Consider the following 16,714-nt stretch of genomic DNA (forward strand, 5'->3'; position numbering starts at 1 on the left):
AGTAGTGACAGGTTAAGAATAGTATTTAAGTATTTCACTTAACCCTTGACTATGCCACCTCAAGACCCTGGTTTTTCCCCAAGAAGCAAAGTTGTAGCTGATAATCCTGAGCTAGAGAGTCAACCTAGGCTCTCACAACCTTCATCCCAGTGGGTAAGCAAACTTATCCATCATTCCAGTATTAGAAAAAAAATTGGCTTCGGCTATGTCCTTGCCCTTTCTGTAGCCATTGCAGGAACTAACATTGGGCGTATAGTAGGAAGTTATTTATATGAAATTCATGCTAAGGAAAAGCTAGAGGTTGCCCGTAAAGAAACACTTATTTTCCATGAATTGAGATTTAACGTATTAGAGGCACGAAACCACCAGCAACAATTTATATCTTTTATATCTCAACCAGAGGAATTTAAAAAACACTATTCCCACTATATTGAGCATTCAGATGAAGTTGTGCATCTGCTGTCTGAAATAAAAACTTTAGCAGATAGCACAAATCGCCAGGATTTGCAGCAATTTCTCCAAAATCAGCACAAGCAAGTAGAAGGCTACTTTCAGCAAGTAGAAGCCCTTTTAAAGCAAATTAACTGGTCTAATTTAAAACCCGAAGAAATTCCAGCCGCACAACAGGCACTGATCGCTTTTACAAACGACAGCGTGGCTACCGATTTCGATGAATTTTCTGAAAATATAGAAAACTTGATTGCGATCGCTCGCAAGGCAGAAGATGAAGCCTATCTTGCCCTACAGGAGGCAGAGACTTTAGGAACAAAGGTGGCAATTATCGTAATGCTACTGTCGATCGCGATCGCTACAGTTATCGCCATTTCTACCAGTCGCGCGATCGCTCGTCCTATTGAAGCTGTCACCAGAGTAGCGCAAAAAGCGACGGAGGAAGCTAATTTTGATTTGCAAGCTCCTGTCACCACCAAAGATGAAGTAGGCGTATTAGCGATCGCTTTCAACAATCTAATTCACCGAGTAAAAGACTATACCGAAAAATTAGAGCTATCTCGCATGACATTAGAAAGACGAGTAAAAGAACGCACCGTCGAACTTTGGCGCAAACATGAGCAGCTAGAGGAAGCTCACGAAGATTTGCAACAGCTAAATATGGAATTAATATCTCAGGCTGACGATCTCAATCAAGCTCTGCAAAATCTCCGAGAGACCCAGGCACAGCTGATTCAAACAGAAAAGATGTCCAGCCTGGGGCAGATGGTAGCAGGTGTAGCACATGAAATTAATAACCCAGTCAACTTCATCTATGGCAACCTGTCATACGTCAATGAATATACTCAAAATTTATTAACTTTAATCGACTTTTACCAACAACGCTATCCTAATCCTGACCAAGAACTCCAAGACTACATAGAAGCCATTGAACTAGACTTTTTGGGTGAAGATTTACCGAAAATGCTTTCTTCGATGAAGATGGGAACTGACCGCATCCGCCAGATTGTTCTTAGCTTGCGGAACTTTTCTCGTCTCGACGAAGCTGCTATGAAATCTGTCGATATTCACGAAGGAATTGATAGTACGCTATTGATTCTCAATAGTCGTCTCAAGCAGGTAATTGAAATTACTAAGAAATATGGAGATTTGCCTTTGGTTGAGTGTTATCCAGCTCAACTAAATCAGGTATTTATGAATATATTGAGCAATGCGATTGATGCTCTGCTAGAACAAGTAGAGCAACCAGTCAAACAGATAGAGATTCATACAGAAACTGTAACTCCAGAAAATAATATCCCATCTGTACTGGTGCGGATTTGTGACAACGGCCCCGGCGTTCCTCCAGAAATCCGAGGTAAACTATTTGAAGCGTTTTTCACGACGAAGCCAGTAGGAAAAGGCACCGGGCTAGGGTTGGCCATTTGTTACCAGATTGTTGAAAAGCATGGCGGTAGAATTGAGGTAATTTCGCAGGTTGGACAAGGAACCGAGTTTGCGATCGCATTACCTATTCAACATTCTTAAAATAGAAATCCATTCATTCTCTTTTCCCATGCTGTGGGCGAATGTGGAACCAAACGCACAAAGCTGGCTCAGATTCTGAATCTGGGTTTAAATACTTAATATTCGGCAATTGAAAGAAAATATATAAAAAGCTATATGGGGTGAACCCAGAGGCAGGACAAGAAAGCAACCTGCCTTCAAAATCGTCCCACCATACCTAGTGTAACTGCCAAGCGGCTAAATATCTGTGCCTATAGCAGTAGAGTGTCAATCCTGAAAGTGCTATTCTCCACTGTAAGTGTGTTGTGTGGAGTGATTATAAAATATGGTTTCATCCCCTATTCGGACTCAGCCCTCTGGCCTGTCTGAATCTACCTTGTCTTTGGCTGATGCGGCACCAGCTGTAAAAAACCTTAATCTTAGAGCTGGTTCGAGTCCCCTAGCATTACCAGCCACACCACTGTTTGGCACAGATGGGATTCGTGGAAAATTCGGAGAACTGCTGAGTGAAACGCTCGCCTTGCAAGTGGGCTTCTGGGCAGGACAAGTGCTGCGAGCATCGGCAAAAACAGCCGGGCCAGTGATTATTGGGCAGGATTCGAGAAACTCTAGCGATATGTTGGCGATGGCGCTTGCTGATGGTCTGACCTCGGCAGGGCTTGAAGTTTGGAATTTGGGGCTATGCCCAACTCCCTGCGTTGCTCATCTGGTGAGCGCAACGGATGCGGTGGGAGGAGTGATGATCTCTGCCAGCCACAATCCGCCAGAAGATAATGGGATTAAGTTTTTTGGCTCAGATGGTACGAAACTGCTCCCGGCGATGCAGCAGGAGATTGAAGCGGGGTTGAGAGGAAATGGGAATTTTGCAATTTTAAATAAAAGTTGGGGACAGCACTATCATCGACCGGAATTGGTGAGAAATTATGTTGACTCGCTTCAGCAAAGTTTGCAACCATCGATAAAATTACAAGGTTTGCGGGTTGTGCTGGATCTCGCTTGGGGTGCTGCTGTGCATCTGGCACCTGCGGTATTTAAAGCTATGGGAGCAGAGGTTATTTGCTTGCACGATCTTCCTGATGGCGATCGGATTAACGTTAATTGCGGTTCCACTCACCTGGCCTTCCTCCAGTCAGCCGTAAAGCAGCACGGTGCAGATATAGGTTTTGCCTTTGATGGGGATGCTGATCGAGTGATGGCAGTTGATTCCCAAGGTCGCGTCGTTGACGGCGATTATATCCTTTATTTCTGGGGAACAACCCTCAAAACATCGGGGCAGTTGCCTGGGGATTTGATTGTCGCGACGGTGATGGCAAATTTAGGTTTTGAGCTGGCTTGGAAACAGCTAGGCGGCAAATTTGTTAGGACTTCTGTAGGCGATCAATACGTCCAGGCAGAAATGCTGCGGACAGGGGGAAAACTGGGCGGCGAACAATCAGGGCATATCCTTTGTCACCATTACAGCCTCACCGGAGATGGACTGCTGACCGCTTTACATTTGGCGGCTCGTGTGCGTAGCACCGGAGAATCCCTATCACAATTGGTAGATAAAAGCTTCCAGACATATCCGCAGGTGTTGCGGAACGTGAGAGTGGAAGATCGCGATCGCCGTCGGCGATGGCAAGAGTGCGATCCATTGATGAATGCGATCGCTAAAGCCGAAGCCGCAATGGGAGACTCTGGACGAATTTTAGTTCGCGCCTCTGGCACCGAACCCCTCATCCGCGTTATGGTAGAAGCCCAAAGCGCCGAACTCACGTACCACTGGACAGAACAGCTGGTACTAGCGGTTGAGCAACACCTAGCCGTCTCCTGAGACATCAGCAATCCACTCAATTAAATCTTACTGGGAGGATAGGAAAAGCCTGTCCTCCTAATTATTTTATTTGCCAATATAAACCTGAGGCAGCTATCTTGGAATGGGCATCTTGCCCAGCCCATATCTGCTCTTTTAGGCTAACATCAACTTTAATTGAGAAAAAACAACGATGAATCAGGCGATGGAGATGAATAAAAATGGCATTCGTTTAAATATTGGGTCTTGGATAGATGTAGCTGAAGGATTGGGAAACACAGGAAGTAGAATTACTATTAAAGAGCGGCTTAAAGAATTATTCTCTAATTCAAGACATCAATGGATGTGGGATGAACCATCACTTACAGAGGCTTCGATAAAGCATGGTTTTAAAAATATACGACGCTGCGAGTATGGCAATTGGTCAAATCCCATTGGAACTGTCGAAAGTAAAGATAGACATGGGGATGCTATCTGTATAGAAGTAACCAAGTAATCAGACGGAGTATTTTATAATTTTTACTCCACCATGCCACGTACAAAATCAAAATCGAAAAGTAAATCTAAAAAGCAGCCAACTCCTGAAGCTCCAGCTCTTAGTAAGAAGGAACAATCAGCACTAAAGCGTAAGGCTACTCAGGAGCGCGAAGAATTCATAGGGTTTACCAGCGCCACCTTATTTGGCTCTCTTTTTCTGGGTTTATTCCTATTTCCATTTGGCGGCCCGAAAATAGCCGGGGGAGCAGTTGGAGCAATAGTTTCTATAGCTCTTTCCTACAAATATCCCCGTAAAGCTCTTTGGTTATTCCTGATATATATGCCATTCGGAGGAACGGTAGTATATATGTTGGCTGGCGGAAATGCCCTACTTCAGGTAGCTAAAGATGCTTTTTATATTCCAGCAGCGATCGCCCTGTATCAAGAATGTAAAAAGAAACGCTTGCCCTTCTTGCTTCCTAAAGGGCTGAAGACACCCTTAAACATTTTGTTGGGGTTCTGTATAGTCACCTTGCTGTTAGTAAATGGTTCTCAGCAGTTTATAAGCAAAAGACCAGGCGAACAGCCGATTGCAATGGGGCTTTTAGGTTTGAAAGTTCTGCTGGGATACCTTCCCCTGATCGCTTGCGCTTACTATCTAATTCGTAGCAAGCGAGAGTTACTTTTCCTAACTCGATTACACGTAGTTCTCGCTATTATCTGTTGTGTGCTGGGATTGGCGCAGTACAATATGCTACTCACTGGCATCTGTAAGAGTACAGAAGCTTTTGCTGTCGAAGGAGCAGATTTATTTAAAGCCAGTCTAGAGGCAAAGTGTTTAGTCGGTGGCTCTCTACTGTATAGTACGTCGCAGGGAGTAATCCGCTTGCCTGGTACGTTCGTTTCTCCCTGGCACTGGGCATGGTTCCTAATATCTAATGCCTGTTTAACTTATGCCACTGCCTTCAGCGACCCTAACATTTTCTGGCGGCTGGGAGGTTTAGCTGGTATGGCAATCGTGTTTGTCAATGCCGTGATATGCGGACAAAGAATAGCCTTGATCTTAGTTCCCATTGTCATAATAATCCTGCTAATACTCACAGGTCAAATAGCTAACCTGAAAAGATTTATACCAATTGCAGTAGGATTAGCTGTAGTTATAGCAATCGGCATGGCCATGTTTCCTGGCATAGTACAAGAGCGGTTAGATAGCGCTGTTGCACGTTGGAATGCTTCGCCACCCACAGAATTTATTGCCTCTCAAGCTGAATTTACATCTAAAGGTCAAGAAGGAATTTTTGGTAATGGCTTGGGTCGAGCTACAAACTCTACCCGTTCCTTTGGCAAAGTTAAGCTGATAGAGACATACTATCCAAAATTGCTCTATGAAATTGGGCCTGTGGGAACAATCGGTTTTTTAGCGCTTGTTACCACACTCACGGTGATTACCTTCAAAATTTACCGTTCTGTTAAAGAGCAGAATTTACGAAGTTTTGGAGCCAGTTTCTGGGTTTTCATTTTAATTATCAGCTACAACACCTATTGGTATCCACTTGATACAGACCCGGTAGCCATTTATTACTGGTTTTTGGCTGGAGTTATTTTAAAATTGCCAGAAATAGAGCAGCAAGAACAGGAGAAGCTAAAAGCTGCTCTGGAAAATGAGCCTGAACCTAAAAAGAAAAGAAACCTCAATAAATCAAGAGTTATGAGTCATGAACCAGAAGTTAAGATTCAACCCTCATAATTCAAAACTCGCAGCGAGCAGGTTTATGTATATTATCTGTGAGATGCCAGCACTATCATCAACCCCGCCTCTACAACTCATAACTTTTGCAAGGAGCCGTAAAATATGAACTGGCCTTTGATTTCGGTGATTATTCCCACCTACGGACGTGAGGAGCCTTTGCAAGATACGCTAAAGGATGTTTTAAAGCAAGATTACCCAGCTTTTGAAGTGCTGGTAGTTGACCAAACCGCTACGCATAAGCCGGAAATTCAAGCTTATCTAGAAGAGCTAGCAGAGTCGGGAAAAATTCGCTGGTATCGAGTTGATTGGGCTAGTTTACCTGGAGCGAGAAATTATGCTGCACGGCGCTCATCTGGAGAAATTATTCTGTTTATTGATGATGACGTACAGATGCCAATTGAATATTTAACAGCCCACGCTCGTAACTATTTGGAAAACCCAGAGATTGGGGCAGTAGCTGGAAGGGTATTCGACCGGATGAAACTGGCAGATTCAAAAAAGGAAAAATCGGGGGATAACCTTTACGAAATTGAATATTTACCCCCAGAAGCGATGGACCCTGGAATTGCCTGGTATCATATTGATTTGGTGCATACGGTAAAGCCGCAGCAAGTGCTAACAGCTAGAGGCTGTAATATGTCCTTCCGCCGAGAAATTTTTACTAAGTATGGACTGCGGTTTGATGAGCGATTTCGTGGCAGTGCGGTGCGAGAAGAATCAGATTTTTGTCTGCGGATACGGCAGACGGGTTACAAGATATGGTATGACCCAGAGGCTTATTTGGTACACCTGGGCGAAGAAACTGGTGGATGCCACGATATTAGTACGCGATCGCTAAAATATCAGTTAACCTTCTATCACAACCACTTCCTACTAGGGCTTAAAAACCTTACTCCAAGTCAATGCCTGAGATTCTTTGCCAAGCTGTTTGACTGTCATGTACTAGGGCATCCTCCTTGCAACAAAAGCGGCTCCCCTTTAAAAGTCTTGACTCGCTTTGCTTCCTACACTTTAGGCTTTTTCAATGCACTTAGTACAGTTATCCAATCCAGCTGGCAAGACGGTCAAATTTACACTCAGCAAGACCAAGAAGCAGAATCATCAGCCGTCAATAGTCCGTCTTCCGTCGTCAGATGAAATGCTAATTATTCGGAATTTAAACGCAAAGCAGGCTCAGGTTAACGCCAAGATTCGCAAAGGAAAGCCTAACTCTGCGCCCCTTTGCGTTAAAAAGCAAGAAACTATACTTGGAGTTGCGCGATGAGGATTTTGGTTGCTAGTCACACTTATATCGTTGACCTCAATTGTGAGAAACTACGCGCGATCGCTCATTTAGAACCAAACATTGAGGTTACTGTCGTTGTGCCGAAGCGTTGGAAGCCTGGGGGTGTCCAAATTAAGATTATTGAAACTCAGCTGCGTGAAGAAGGCAATTTTCGCATTGTACCAGTTTCTAATTTCAGCCAGAATAATCAGGGAATTCTTACATTTGGCGCTGATTTAATTGGGCTATTAAAGCAGTTTCGCCCTCAGATTATTCAGGTAGAGCAGGGTGCAAAAGCTCTCGGTTATGCGGAGATGATTGCCCTCAATCGCCTGTTGGGATTGAAAGCAAAAAATCTCTTTTTTACCTGGTGGAATCTCCCCTACAAACTGAAATTTCCTATCTCTTTGCTGGAAGCTTATAATCTGCGGAACACTCACGGAATTATTGCTGGGAATCAAGACGGAGTAGACATTTTACGGCAACGCGGCTACAAAGGCCCAGTTAAAGTTATGCCTCAGTTGGGTGTAGACGAAACCTTATTTAAACCCCAGACACAGCCAGATTTAGCTGCTAAACATGGAATTTCACCAGATGAATTTGTAGTTGGATTTGTAGGTCGATTTGTGGAGGAGAAAGGCTTAATAACGCTTTTGCAGGCGTTAAGTGGATTGCAAGAACATTCTTGGAAATGTTTGCTTCTCGGTCGAGGCCCATTGCAGTCAGTGCTGATGGAACGCGCTACCGAACTGGGTATCAAAGATAGGTTAATTTTAATAGAAAGCGTGTCTCACGATGAGGTAGCCCGCTATATAAATTTGATGAGTACGCTGGTGCTACCTTCAGAAACAACTTATCAGTTTAAAACTTTGACTGCCGCTGGTTGGAAAGAGCAGTTCGGTCACGTGCTGATTGAGGCGATGGCTTGCCGGGTGCCAGTTATTGGTTCTGACTCCGGCGAAATTCCTCACGTCATTAAAGAGGCTGGGTTGGTGTTTCCAGAAAAGAATGTGGCAGCACTACAAAATTGTCTGCGACAGCTAATAGAGCAACCAGATTTAGCTGATAAGCTGGGGCAGTTAGGTTATGAACGAGTAATGAACCAATATACAAATAAAGCTTTAGCCAAGCAGCAATTAGACTTTTACAAAGAGCTAATAGCTAATAGCTAATAGCTAATACGCTTTTAAACAATTAACAATTATCAAATGCGTATTTTACAAATTATTCCTTCGATTTCCCTTGTCTATGGTGGCCCTAGTCAGATGGTTCTAGGACTATCGGAGGCGCTGGCGCAAGAAGGTGTAGAGGTGACGGTACTAACAACAAATAGCAACGGAGATGTCGGTCAGCCGCCCTTGGATGTGCCTCTCGACCGCCCGGTGGAACAAAACGGCTATCAGGTGCGTTATTTCCCCTGTTCCCCGTTTCGACGCTATAAATTTTCCCTGGATTTGTTGCGCTGGTTAGCGGGACACGCGACTGAATTTGACTTAGCTCATATTCATGCTTTATTTTCGCCTGTAAGCACGGCAGCGGCGACTGTGGCGCGATCGCGTCATTTACCGTATTTAATGCGTCCTTTGGGGACGCTAGACCCCGCAGACTTACGCAAGAAGAAGAGAATCAAGCAGATTTATGCGGCGTTGCTGGAACGTCCCAACTTAGCAGGCGCGGCGGGCATTCACTTCACCAGCCCCCAAGAAGCTAAGATTTCCGAACGCTTCGGAACTTCAACTCCAGATGTGGTGATTCCCTTGGGCGTAAAGCAGCCAGCGATGCTCCCGAAAGGGCAAGCTAGAAAGGAATTAGGCATTCCGGAGACTCAGCCTTTGCTGCTGTTCATGTCTCGGATTGACCCGAAAAAAGGGCTAAATTTACTGATTCCAGCCCTGGAAAAACTTTTAGAAGATGGTGCTGATTTTCACTTTGTGCTGGCGGGTGGAAATCCGCAAGATCCAGCTTATGAGAACAAAATTCGAGAACAATTGCAAGCGTCACCTTTACGCGATCGCACTACTATAACCGGATTTGTAACTGGTGAGTCGAAAACTGGCTTACTACAAGATGCCGATTTATTCGTCCTCCCTTCTTACTACGAAAACTTTGGCATTGCTGTAGCCGAGGCGATGTGTAACGGAACCCCGGTGGTAATTTCTGACCAAGTTTATATCTGGGAGGAGATTCAACAAGCAGAAGCTGGCTGGGTTTGCGCCTGCGATGTAGAGAGTTTAACTAAACAATTGCGCGATTCGCTTGCTGACGCTTCTGAACGACAGCGACGGGGAACCAATGCTCAAGAGTACGCTTTGAAAAATTACAGTTGGAAAGCGATCGCTCAAGCAACCATTAAAGCTTACCAACAAATTCTTACAAGCAAAAGTAGGTTGGGTTGAGGTACGAAACCCAACATCACATCCGATATTTGTTCAATTTCACTAAGCTCGATCGCATCTCAGCGACGATGAGATGGAAGCACAAAAATCAACATCACATTAGATATTTGTTCAATTTCATCAAAGGCGATCGCATCTCAACCCAGCAGTTCATCTACCGCCACGCTGAACCCTTGCAAAACAACTTGAGTGCTAACCACCTCACCAGAAATAAACACAAGTCACTGATTTTTAGTAACTACAATAATCCAACGATTCTCAGGAAACACCAGCCAAACTTCCTCAGCACCAGACTGTAAATATTCTTGAGATTTAGGAATTACATCTTCAGCAATATCTGTAGGCGAAACAATTTTAGCAATTAGCGGGAAACTCTGGGGAAATACAGCAGGTTCGCCAAATTGATTAAGTAGTTCTGGTGTCAGATAAGCAACATCAGGAGAACGTCCCTGCTTATTAGTACGACAGGGAGGTGAAATATAGACACTTCCCTCTTGAGTGCTAGAATGCCTGTAATTTTCCCAGTAAGCAGAGAGTCCAGCTTGAATTCGACCATGAGTTAATGTAATTCCGTTTTTTTCTACTAATTTCCCATCCACCCATTCTGTACCATGAGGGGGATTTTGCATCCAGTCTTCTAAAGAAATAATTTTGGAATTAGTTATATAAAATCCCATTGCTGCCTACTTGCGTTACGAATACTTACTATTAATTACCGCTTACTACTGCTCTAAGAAAGTAGTAGGTTGGGTTGAGGAACGAAACCCAACATCAACAAGCATTTGTTCGGTTGCGGGATAGAGTTAACCTAACCTAGAATTATTTTTAACTGTTTTATCAGCGAAACCCAATAAAATCCTCATAAAGTTGGGTTTCGTGGACTCAAACCAACCTACACGATCTTACATATCTTTGTTAGTTTATGTCCATTGACTCTCTCGAACACTATACCTTTACTCTACAGTCTTTGAAAAACTATACTTTTACTGTAAGTATGTTCTGCGGGTATGATCAGCAAGGAAATAATTGGAAAGAACCAGAAATTACATCCATGCGTAAGAAAGGTTTAATAATTAAAGAGTATGCCGTAAAAACCGTTTTCTTTGAAAATATACTTCTTGGCTACATACAGGAATGCTTAGACGGTACTTGGTCTGCACATAGCCCATATAATGCTTTAAGTGTGGGTGATATGGAAATTTCTGGCTTCATTGATGAGGTTTACGCTGTGCGGTATCTGCATCAAGTGACGAAAGCAAATTATCCAGACGAGATTGGGGACTTTAGTTGTCTTCCTTGGGAGAAAGAAAACTCCTAGATTTAAACCACAATGCTTATCGTTTAACTACTGTTAAGAACAGGGTTATTTCATTCTGAATAAGTCTTTGAGTGTGTTAAGACTAAAGCCAGCACGTCGTTGGGCTTCGTTCCGCCAGTGAAATCTTTTTCTCCCCCAGCGTACTTTCTGAGCAATTCTTCTCTATCCATAACTCGACACCTCAAGTAATTAATCAACTCAACCATAGCCCAAGGAATATTTGGTCAAACCTACCCACTACGAGGGGATGTGATCGCATCCCCTGCATAAAACGCGATCGCGTTCTCGTGTCAAAGAGCGATCGCATAAGCTAAAACAAGGTAGTCCCCTCTACAGCTGTTGGTTTTAGTTGGAAACAACAATGCAAACATCCTCTGCTACTCCCTCCGCTTGGCAACGGCTGAAAAATCGCGAAATTGACTGCGAACAAGCCCTAAAACTCCTGATCGACGAGCAAGGAAGTGTTAACCTAGCTCTACTTGACCGAGAAGTGAGTTATCGGTTTTTTAGGGAATTTCAGGATAGAAAAGTTTTGCCCCCAGTGGTTCCGCTGCTACTCTGGCGAAACTGCTACTACCTGGGAAGCCCGAAAACTGTGTCGTTGGAAGCTATCAAAGAAATAAGCGATCGCACCTTCACCGACATTAAAGTTATCCCAATTGCCGACAAAAGTTATCGCACCTGGTATCACACTCAAAATCTTAACCCCAACTCCATTTCCTCGGCTCCTCTGGTAAATCCCCTCACCGGAGAACAGGAACAAGAAAACATCAGCGAAACCACAGAACTATACCTTTCCAAAGCAGTTGACCAAATTGGGCGGATTAAAACCCTAATTTCCGGCGCATTGCGGAACCGCGCCAGCGACATCCACATGGAACCCGCGCCAGAAGGCTTAAGAGTCCGTTATCGCATTGATGGCGTACTGCGAGATATTACCACCCTGCCGCTCAATGTTAGCCGCAAGGTAATCGTCGCCCTGAAAGTCATGTCTGAAATAGACATCGCTGAAAGCCGCCGTCCCCAGGATGGACGAATTGGAGAAAAATACGCTTCTGGGGAAGAATTAGAACTGGGAATGGATATGCGGGTCAGTACCCTCCCCTGTGTTGGTGGGGAAAAAGCCGTAATTCGCTTACTCCCGCGCAAAAATCCCTTTTCTAAAATCCAAAACTTAGGCTTCACTCCCACAACTCTCGAAACTTACAAAAACTGGTTGGAACAGCCGCAGGGAATGATCATCCTCACAGGCCCCACAGGGAGTGGTAAAACCAGTACGCTGTACACCAGTCTGCAATCCGTCGCCAAGGAACACGTCAATGTAGTGACGGTAGAAGACCCGGTGGAGTACATTTTGCCCCGCATCACCCAAACCCAGGTGAATGAAGCCGCGGGGATGACTTTTGCTGCTGGTTTACGGGCAATTTTGCGCCAAGATCCGGATATCATCATGGTGGGAGAAGTCCGCGACCATGAAACCGCAGAGACAGCCGTTAGAGCAGCGCTCACCGGTCACTTAGTTTTTACCACCCTGCACACTAATGATGCTCCTGGTGCTATTCCCAGAATCAAAGATATTGGCCCAGATCCCGGCTTAATCAGCGATGCTCTCTTGGGAATTGTAGCGCAGCGTTTGGTACGTCGCGTTTGCCCCCACTGTGCGGCACCTTACAAGCCAACTGCGTCGGATTTGAAGGTTTTGAGTTTGGAGCCAGAACAGGCAAATTCCACCACTTGGCGGAAGGGTAAGGGCTGCGCTCAGTGCTTCAATTCTGGTTATCTGGGACGAGAAGCAATTGTTGAGTTGCTGGATGTGGATGATACCGTGCGCGAAATTATCTATGACGGTACGATGACGCAGCTGCATCGCTATTTGCGGGAAATCAACTTTTTCTCTTTCGGTATGGCAGCTGTACAAAAGGTAACAAATGGGATCACAACGGTTGAGGAAGTGTTGCGAGTATTACCCCGCAGCGCCTTCTCTCGCCGTAAGTCTCTGGCTGTACGCACGGAACAGTTTACGCCCTTGGGTGTGGGATAGCGATCGCGCTCCTGTTGCGGGAAGGCTAGATAAGCAAAGTTTTTCTTTGCAGGCTTCAAAGCTTCAACTCTGGTTATCTGGGACGAGAGGCAATTGTTGAGTTGCTGGATGTGGATGATACAGTGCGGGAAATTATCTATGACGGTACGATGACACAGCTGCATCGCTATTTGCGGGAAATCAACTTTTTCTCTTTCGGTATGGCAGCTGTACAAAAGGTAACAAATGGGATCACAACGGTTGAGGAAGTGTTGCGAGTATTACCCCGCAGCGCCTTCTCTCGCCGTAAGTCTCTGGCTGTACGCACGGAACAGTTTACGCCCTTGGGTGTGGGATAAGCGATCGCGCTCCTGTTGCGGGAAAGCTAGATAAGCAAAGTTTTTCTTTGCAGACTTCAAAGCCTGATGTTTCCCCAAAGGTACTATTTAACCCGAACTCACGTTAGACTATCTGCCCTGTACCCCATTTAAATTGGTATCAGTTGGGTGGAATATAATATCGCGGTTGTTCTGTTTTAGCCACTTTGGTAGGGACATGGCATTGCCATGTCCCTACAGATGTATCGCACCCAATCCTTGAATTGCCTTATCCTTCAGAAAACTGGCTAACAACTAATGGGAATTCACCAATTAGCAATTAGCCATTAACCGCCAATTCCCAAACTTCCCGCCATGCCTGGAGTTAGGGGTAGGAGAGTCGCCACCATCAAGAACAGAGCCAATAACCCCAAAGCGGCTCGTGCATCATCGGGTTCAGAAAGCTCATTCATGCTAGGGCGTTCTAAACTTCGCTGCAAGAACAGAATCACAATTCCCCAGTACAGCAGCAAAGGATTCGCCGGATTCACTATTGAGATAATCCCCAGCAAAATTAAAGTTGCTACCGTAGCCCGGCGGGCAATTTGCCGTCCGTAGATTGCCTGAACAATTCGCCCCCCGTCGAGTTGTCCAGCTGGCATCAAGTTAAATGCACTTACCACTAAACCCAACCAACCGATAATCGTCAGCGGGTGGACATCAACCAGGGTTTGCTGGAGAGCGGAACCAAGGACGACTCGCGCCAGCGTTCCGACCAAAATAGAACCTTGGAAAAACTGAGATGGCACTTGAAACAGGCTGCCTTCGTGGGAAAGGATTAAACCTGTGATTAGCATTAACAGGGAAATAATACCACCAGTAGCAGGGCCAGCCAAGGAGATATCAAATAGCACCTGACGATTAGGCAACAGCGATTCAAAGCGGGTAATGGCTCCAAAAGCGCCAATTTGGCCGGATGGGATGAAAAAAGGCAGACTCAGACGGATTTTGTGACGACGTGCTAGTAACCAGTGACCGATTTCGTGAGCGATTAAAACTGTCCAAATACCCGCGCTGATGGGTAGAACTTCTTTATATCGGCTCAGGTTGTTGAAGAAATCGAAACCAAGGAAAAGCCCTGCTGTTTCTAAACTGCTGGCAATTGTGGCTATGAACAGAACACCTGCAAGAAGCTTCTGAGTTAAGGTTGCCTTTTGGGGATCATTGCTGCTGGGGAGAACAATGACAACTGGCTTCTCTTCTGGATTTTCTACTAAAAATAGCCGATAGCGATCGCCTAATCTCTCTTCCAAATTGGCAGTCAACCGGGAATGTACTGCGTCAGGTTCACCCCGCAGATTCCCCCGAAAAATCGCACCCTCTTGATAGGAAATGGTTTCAGTAGCAAAGAATGTATCAATCCCAAAAATTCCTTGAATGCTTTTCAAGTCGTCGTCTGGGATGGGAACTACCTCAGAAGTGACGCGATTTAGTCCATCTGTAGGTGTCTGCGGCGTTTCGATGTCTTCCTCAGACTTATTTTCTGTAGGGTTCGATTCCTGGATCATCTTCACGACTTGCTCCCGCAGGATAGCATCCTGACCAGCGGCACGCAGTTTCTTGCCGATGAAGATATACAACCCAGCTGAGGCTACCAACATAAATAAGATGCCGACTAGGTTGATATAAATCCCGGCGGCGAACAACCCAAAGAACAACAGCCAGGGAGCCATCAACACGACTGACTGCAACCAGGCATATATTCCTAATTTGCCGAAGGGCTTGGCTCGATAGAAGCCCCAACCCAGGATGCCGAAAGCCACCAGCGCAATTAAACTTGTTGTAGCAGTCTCCGATCCAGTAAACATTTTTTATAAAACCGTGCAGCTAGTAGAGCTAATAAGTCTACTCTAACTGAGTGCGATACCGTTGCAGGTAATGCGATCGCTGTGAGATCCTAGAAGTTTTGCTTATGCCAAGATTCACGTCAGTTTTACTAATCGTGTAGCAACCAGCCAACTTCTACTCTGGCTTTTGGTAACTCGAAACAGCGGTTCTGAGATTCCCGTGATGTTCCGCAAGCAAGCTCGCGCTTTGTTCCCTTTCTAACCCTGTCCAGTGCATCAGTAGCGCTAACTTGACAGATCGCCCACTTTGCTCTAACAAATAACTAGCATCTTCCCGATTTAAATCCGTGAGGTCTTGCAACATTCTTAAGGCGCGATCGCGCAGTTTTTTATTGGTGACGGCGACATCTACCATGCGATTGCCGTAAACTTTACCCAACTGCACCATCACGCCTGTGGAGATGATGTTTAAAGCCATTTTCGTCACGGTTCCAGCTTTGAGGCGTGTCGAACCTGCTAGCACTTCTGGCCCCACTATCAGGCGAATATCTAAATCTGCCTCAATGCTGACTTGTTCAGCGGGGACACAGGCGATCAAAATTGTAGTCGCTCCCCGCCCGCGTGCTGCTTGAATCGCACCGTGGACAAAAGGAGTCGTTCCCCCCGCGCTAATTCCCACGACGACATCGAGATTGGTGATATGGCGTTGCGCGATCGCATTCGCTCCATCTTCATCTTTGTCTTCCAAATCTTCAGAGCTACGAATTAAAGCCCCCGCACCACCAGCAATAATCCCTTGTACCAAATCTGGCGGCGTACAAAAGGTGGGCGGACACTCTGCTGCATCCAACACGCCTAAACGTCCACTCGTCCCAGCACCGATATAAAAAAGCCGTCCCCCTTGACTTAAGGCACTAGCTGTAGTGTCTATTGCTTGGGCTAGTTCAGTTCTGGCGGATGCGATCGCCACCAGTGTTTGAGCATCCTCGCGATTGAACAAATCTACCAATTCCAAAGAACTCAGCTGATCTAAGTTCTGACTATTGGGGTTAATTTGCTCTGTTAAAAGATGCCCCCGCTCCTCCAGATTTTTCATCCTCAATCCTTATTACAACAGTCCTTCTAATTGACGACGAATTTTGTCTAAATCCGAAAGCTCCGGTTCAGGAGCATCTGGTTCCCAATCGGTTTTGGAAAGGTTATTTTCCGGTGGAGCTAAAAAAAGACGTTCTACATCGTCTTCGGGAACAAATCCTTCCGGAATCAACTTCCAGTCGTAATCTAAGTCTTGACAAATTTCCTCAATTTCCTCTGATTCCATTGGCTCCACACTGGGAGTGGCAAAATCTTGAGCTTCTAGTAGCAGAGCATAGCGAATAGCATCATCTTCTGCTTCAAACAGTAAGAGCAAGTTGCGATCGCCAATTCGCAGCGAGTGCATCCCCTCGTTTTCTGTCCCGGTATTAAATATTAATACGTATCCGCGCATAGTACCGCCATAATTCTTTTATCTATCTTTCTTTAATTTAGGATATCTGGCAACTTATTCAATTTCCTAACTTCTGTAAAGACATATA

The 16,714-nt window shown here is 45.2% G+C and carries 12 protein-coding genes and 2 pseudogenes; 10 read left to right on the plus strand and 4 right to left on the minus strand.

Translation table 11 applies throughout. The features are described 5' to 3' along the window. Window positions 1–51 precede the first annotated feature (51 nt). The 7 genes from NDI42_RS12650 (at window position 52) to hpsP (ending at window position 9,635) form a co-directional block, all read left to right on the plus strand. The gene (locus NDI42_RS12650) at window positions 52–1,977 is read left to right on the plus strand and encodes a HAMP domain-containing sensor histidine kinase (RefSeq protein WP_190456423.1); all 1,926 of its coding nucleotides are present in this window, start codon (window positions 52–54) and stop codon (window positions 1,975–1,977) included. A gap of 304 nt (window positions 1,978–2,281) precedes the next feature. Further along, entirely contained in the window at window positions 2,282–3,769 is a 1,488-nt protein-coding gene (gene glmM, locus NDI42_RS12655) for a phosphoglucosamine mutase (protein WP_190456425.1), read from the plus strand. 172 nt (window positions 3,770–3,941) lie between these two features. Next, window positions 3,942–4,244 (plus strand): hypothetical protein, encoded by a 303-nt coding sequence (locus tag NDI42_RS12660; RefSeq protein ID WP_190456427.1) that lies wholly within the window; start codon window positions 3,942–3,944, stop codon window positions 4,242–4,244. A 33-nt stretch (window positions 4,245–4,277) separates the two neighbouring features. Then, the gene (gene hpsL, locus NDI42_RS12665) at window positions 4,278–5,972 is read left to right on the plus strand and encodes a hormogonium polysaccharide biosynthesis protein HpsL (RefSeq protein WP_190456429.1); all 1,695 of its coding nucleotides are present in this window, start codon (window positions 4,278–4,280) and stop codon (window positions 5,970–5,972) included. A 105-nt stretch (window positions 5,973–6,077) separates the two neighbouring features. Beyond that, window positions 6,078–7,112, plus strand: a complete 1,035-nt coding sequence (gene hpsN / locus NDI42_RS12670) for a hormogonium polysaccharide biosynthesis glycosyltransferase HpsN (protein ID WP_190456431.1) — start codon at window positions 6,078–6,080, stop codon at window positions 7,110–7,112. A gap of 123 nt (window positions 7,113–7,235) precedes the next feature. Further along, window positions 7,236–8,411 carry a hormogonium polysaccharide biosynthesis glycosyltransferase HpsO gene (hpsO, locus tag NDI42_RS12675; protein WP_190456433.1) on the plus strand — a complete coding sequence of 392 codons (1,176 nt, stop codon included), beginning with the start codon at window positions 7,236–7,238 and terminating at the stop codon, window positions 8,409–8,411. 36 nt (window positions 8,412–8,447) lie between these two features. Continuing rightward, window positions 8,448–9,635 (plus strand): hormogonium polysaccharide biosynthesis glycosyltransferase HpsP, encoded by a 1,188-nt coding sequence (gene hpsP, locus NDI42_RS12680; protein WP_190456435.1) that lies wholly within the window; start codon window positions 8,448–8,450, stop codon window positions 9,633–9,635. A gap of 137 nt (window positions 9,636–9,772) precedes the next feature. On the opposite strand, the pseudogene NDI42_RS12685 reads toward hpsP, so the two are convergent. Beyond that, window positions 9,773–10,312: pseudogene (locus NDI42_RS12685) on the minus strand (Uma2 family endonuclease). A 245-nt stretch (window positions 10,313–10,557) separates the two neighbouring features. On the opposite strand from NDI42_RS12685, the gene NDI42_RS12690 reads away from it, so the two are divergent. The 3 genes and pseudogenes from NDI42_RS12690 to NDI42_RS12700 form a co-directional block, all read left to right on the plus strand. After that, window positions 10,558–10,953, plus strand: a complete 396-nt coding sequence (locus tag NDI42_RS12690; RefSeq protein WP_190456437.1) for a hypothetical protein — start codon at window positions 10,558–10,560, stop codon at window positions 10,951–10,953. 361 nt (window positions 10,954–11,314) lie between these two features. Further along, complete coding sequence (locus tag NDI42_RS12695; RefSeq protein ID WP_190456439.1) at window positions 11,315–12,994, plus strand: GspE/PulE family protein; 1,680 nt, start codon at window positions 11,315–11,317, stop codon at window positions 12,992–12,994. 62 nt (window positions 12,995–13,056) lie between these two features. Further along, window positions 13,057–13,332 (plus strand): annotated as a pseudogene (locus NDI42_RS12700) (GspE/PulE family protein); the annotation flags it as partial. Between the two features lie 305 nt (window positions 13,333–13,637). Here the strand turns inward: NDI42_RS12700 and NDI42_RS12705 are convergent. The 3 genes from NDI42_RS12705 to NDI42_RS12715 form a co-directional block, all read right to left on the minus strand. Further along, window positions 13,638–15,158 (minus strand): site-2 protease family protein, encoded by a 1,521-nt coding sequence (locus NDI42_RS12705; RefSeq protein WP_190456441.1) that lies wholly within the window; start codon window positions 15,156–15,158, stop codon window positions 13,638–13,640. Window positions 15,159–15,312: 154 nt separating this feature from the next. Further along, window positions 15,313–16,233 carry an N-acetylmuramic acid 6-phosphate etherase gene (gene murQ, locus NDI42_RS12710; RefSeq protein WP_190456443.1) on the minus strand — a complete coding sequence of 307 codons (921 nt, stop codon included), beginning with the start codon at window positions 16,231–16,233 and terminating at the stop codon, window positions 15,313–15,315. A 12-nt stretch (window positions 16,234–16,245) separates the two neighbouring features. Next, window positions 16,246–16,626, minus strand: a complete 381-nt coding sequence (locus NDI42_RS12715) for a DUF3110 domain-containing protein (RefSeq protein ID WP_190456445.1) — start codon at window positions 16,624–16,626, stop codon at window positions 16,246–16,248. Between the last annotated feature and the right edge of the window lie 88 nt (window positions 16,627–16,714).

It is taken from the genome of Funiculus sociatus GB2-C1 (assembly GCF_039962115.1).
Lineage (GTDB): Bacteria > Cyanobacteriota > Cyanobacteriia > Cyanobacteriales > FACHB-T130 > Funiculus > Funiculus sociatus.

Bases quoted from the DNA above. Each gene is read 5' to 3' on its own strand.
- NDI42_RS12690 (WP_190456437.1), top strand. From the start codon at position 10,558: ATGTCCATTGACTCTCTCGAACACTATACCTTTACTCTACAGTCTTTG.
- NDI42_RS12695 (WP_190456439.1), top strand. From the start codon at position 11,315: ATGCAAACATCCTCTGCTACTCCCTCCGCTTGGCAACGGCTGAAAAAT.
- hpsP (WP_190456435.1), top strand. From the start codon at position 8,448: ATGCGTATTTTACAAATTATTCCTTCGATTTCCCTTGTCTATGGTGGC.
- hpsL (WP_190456429.1), top strand. From the start codon at position 4,278: ATGCCACGTACAAAATCAAAATCGAAAAGTAAATCTAAAAAGCAGCCA.
- NDI42_RS12715 (WP_190456445.1), bottom strand. From the start codon at position 16,626: ATGCGCGGATACGTATTAATATTTAATACCGGGACAGAAAACGAGGGG.
- hpsN (WP_190456431.1), top strand. From the start codon at position 6,078: ATGAACTGGCCTTTGATTTCGGTGATTATTCCCACCTACGGACGTGAG.
- glmM (WP_190456425.1), top strand. From the start codon at position 2,282: ATGGTTTCATCCCCTATTCGGACTCAGCCCTCTGGCCTGTCTGAATCT.
- NDI42_RS12650 (WP_190456423.1), top strand. From the start codon at position 52: ATGCCACCTCAAGACCCTGGTTTTTCCCCAAGAAGCAAAGTTGTAGCT.
- NDI42_RS12660 (WP_190456427.1), top strand. From the start codon at position 3,942: ATGAATCAGGCGATGGAGATGAATAAAAATGGCATTCGTTTAAATATT.
- NDI42_RS12705 (WP_190456441.1), bottom strand. From the start codon at position 15,158: ATGTTTACTGGATCGGAGACTGCTACAACAAGTTTAATTGCGCTGGTG.
- hpsO (WP_190456433.1), top strand. From the start codon at position 7,236: ATGAGGATTTTGGTTGCTAGTCACACTTATATCGTTGACCTCAATTGT.
- murQ (WP_190456443.1), bottom strand. From the start codon at position 16,233: ATGAAAAATCTGGAGGAGCGGGGGCATCTTTTAACAGAGCAAATTAAC.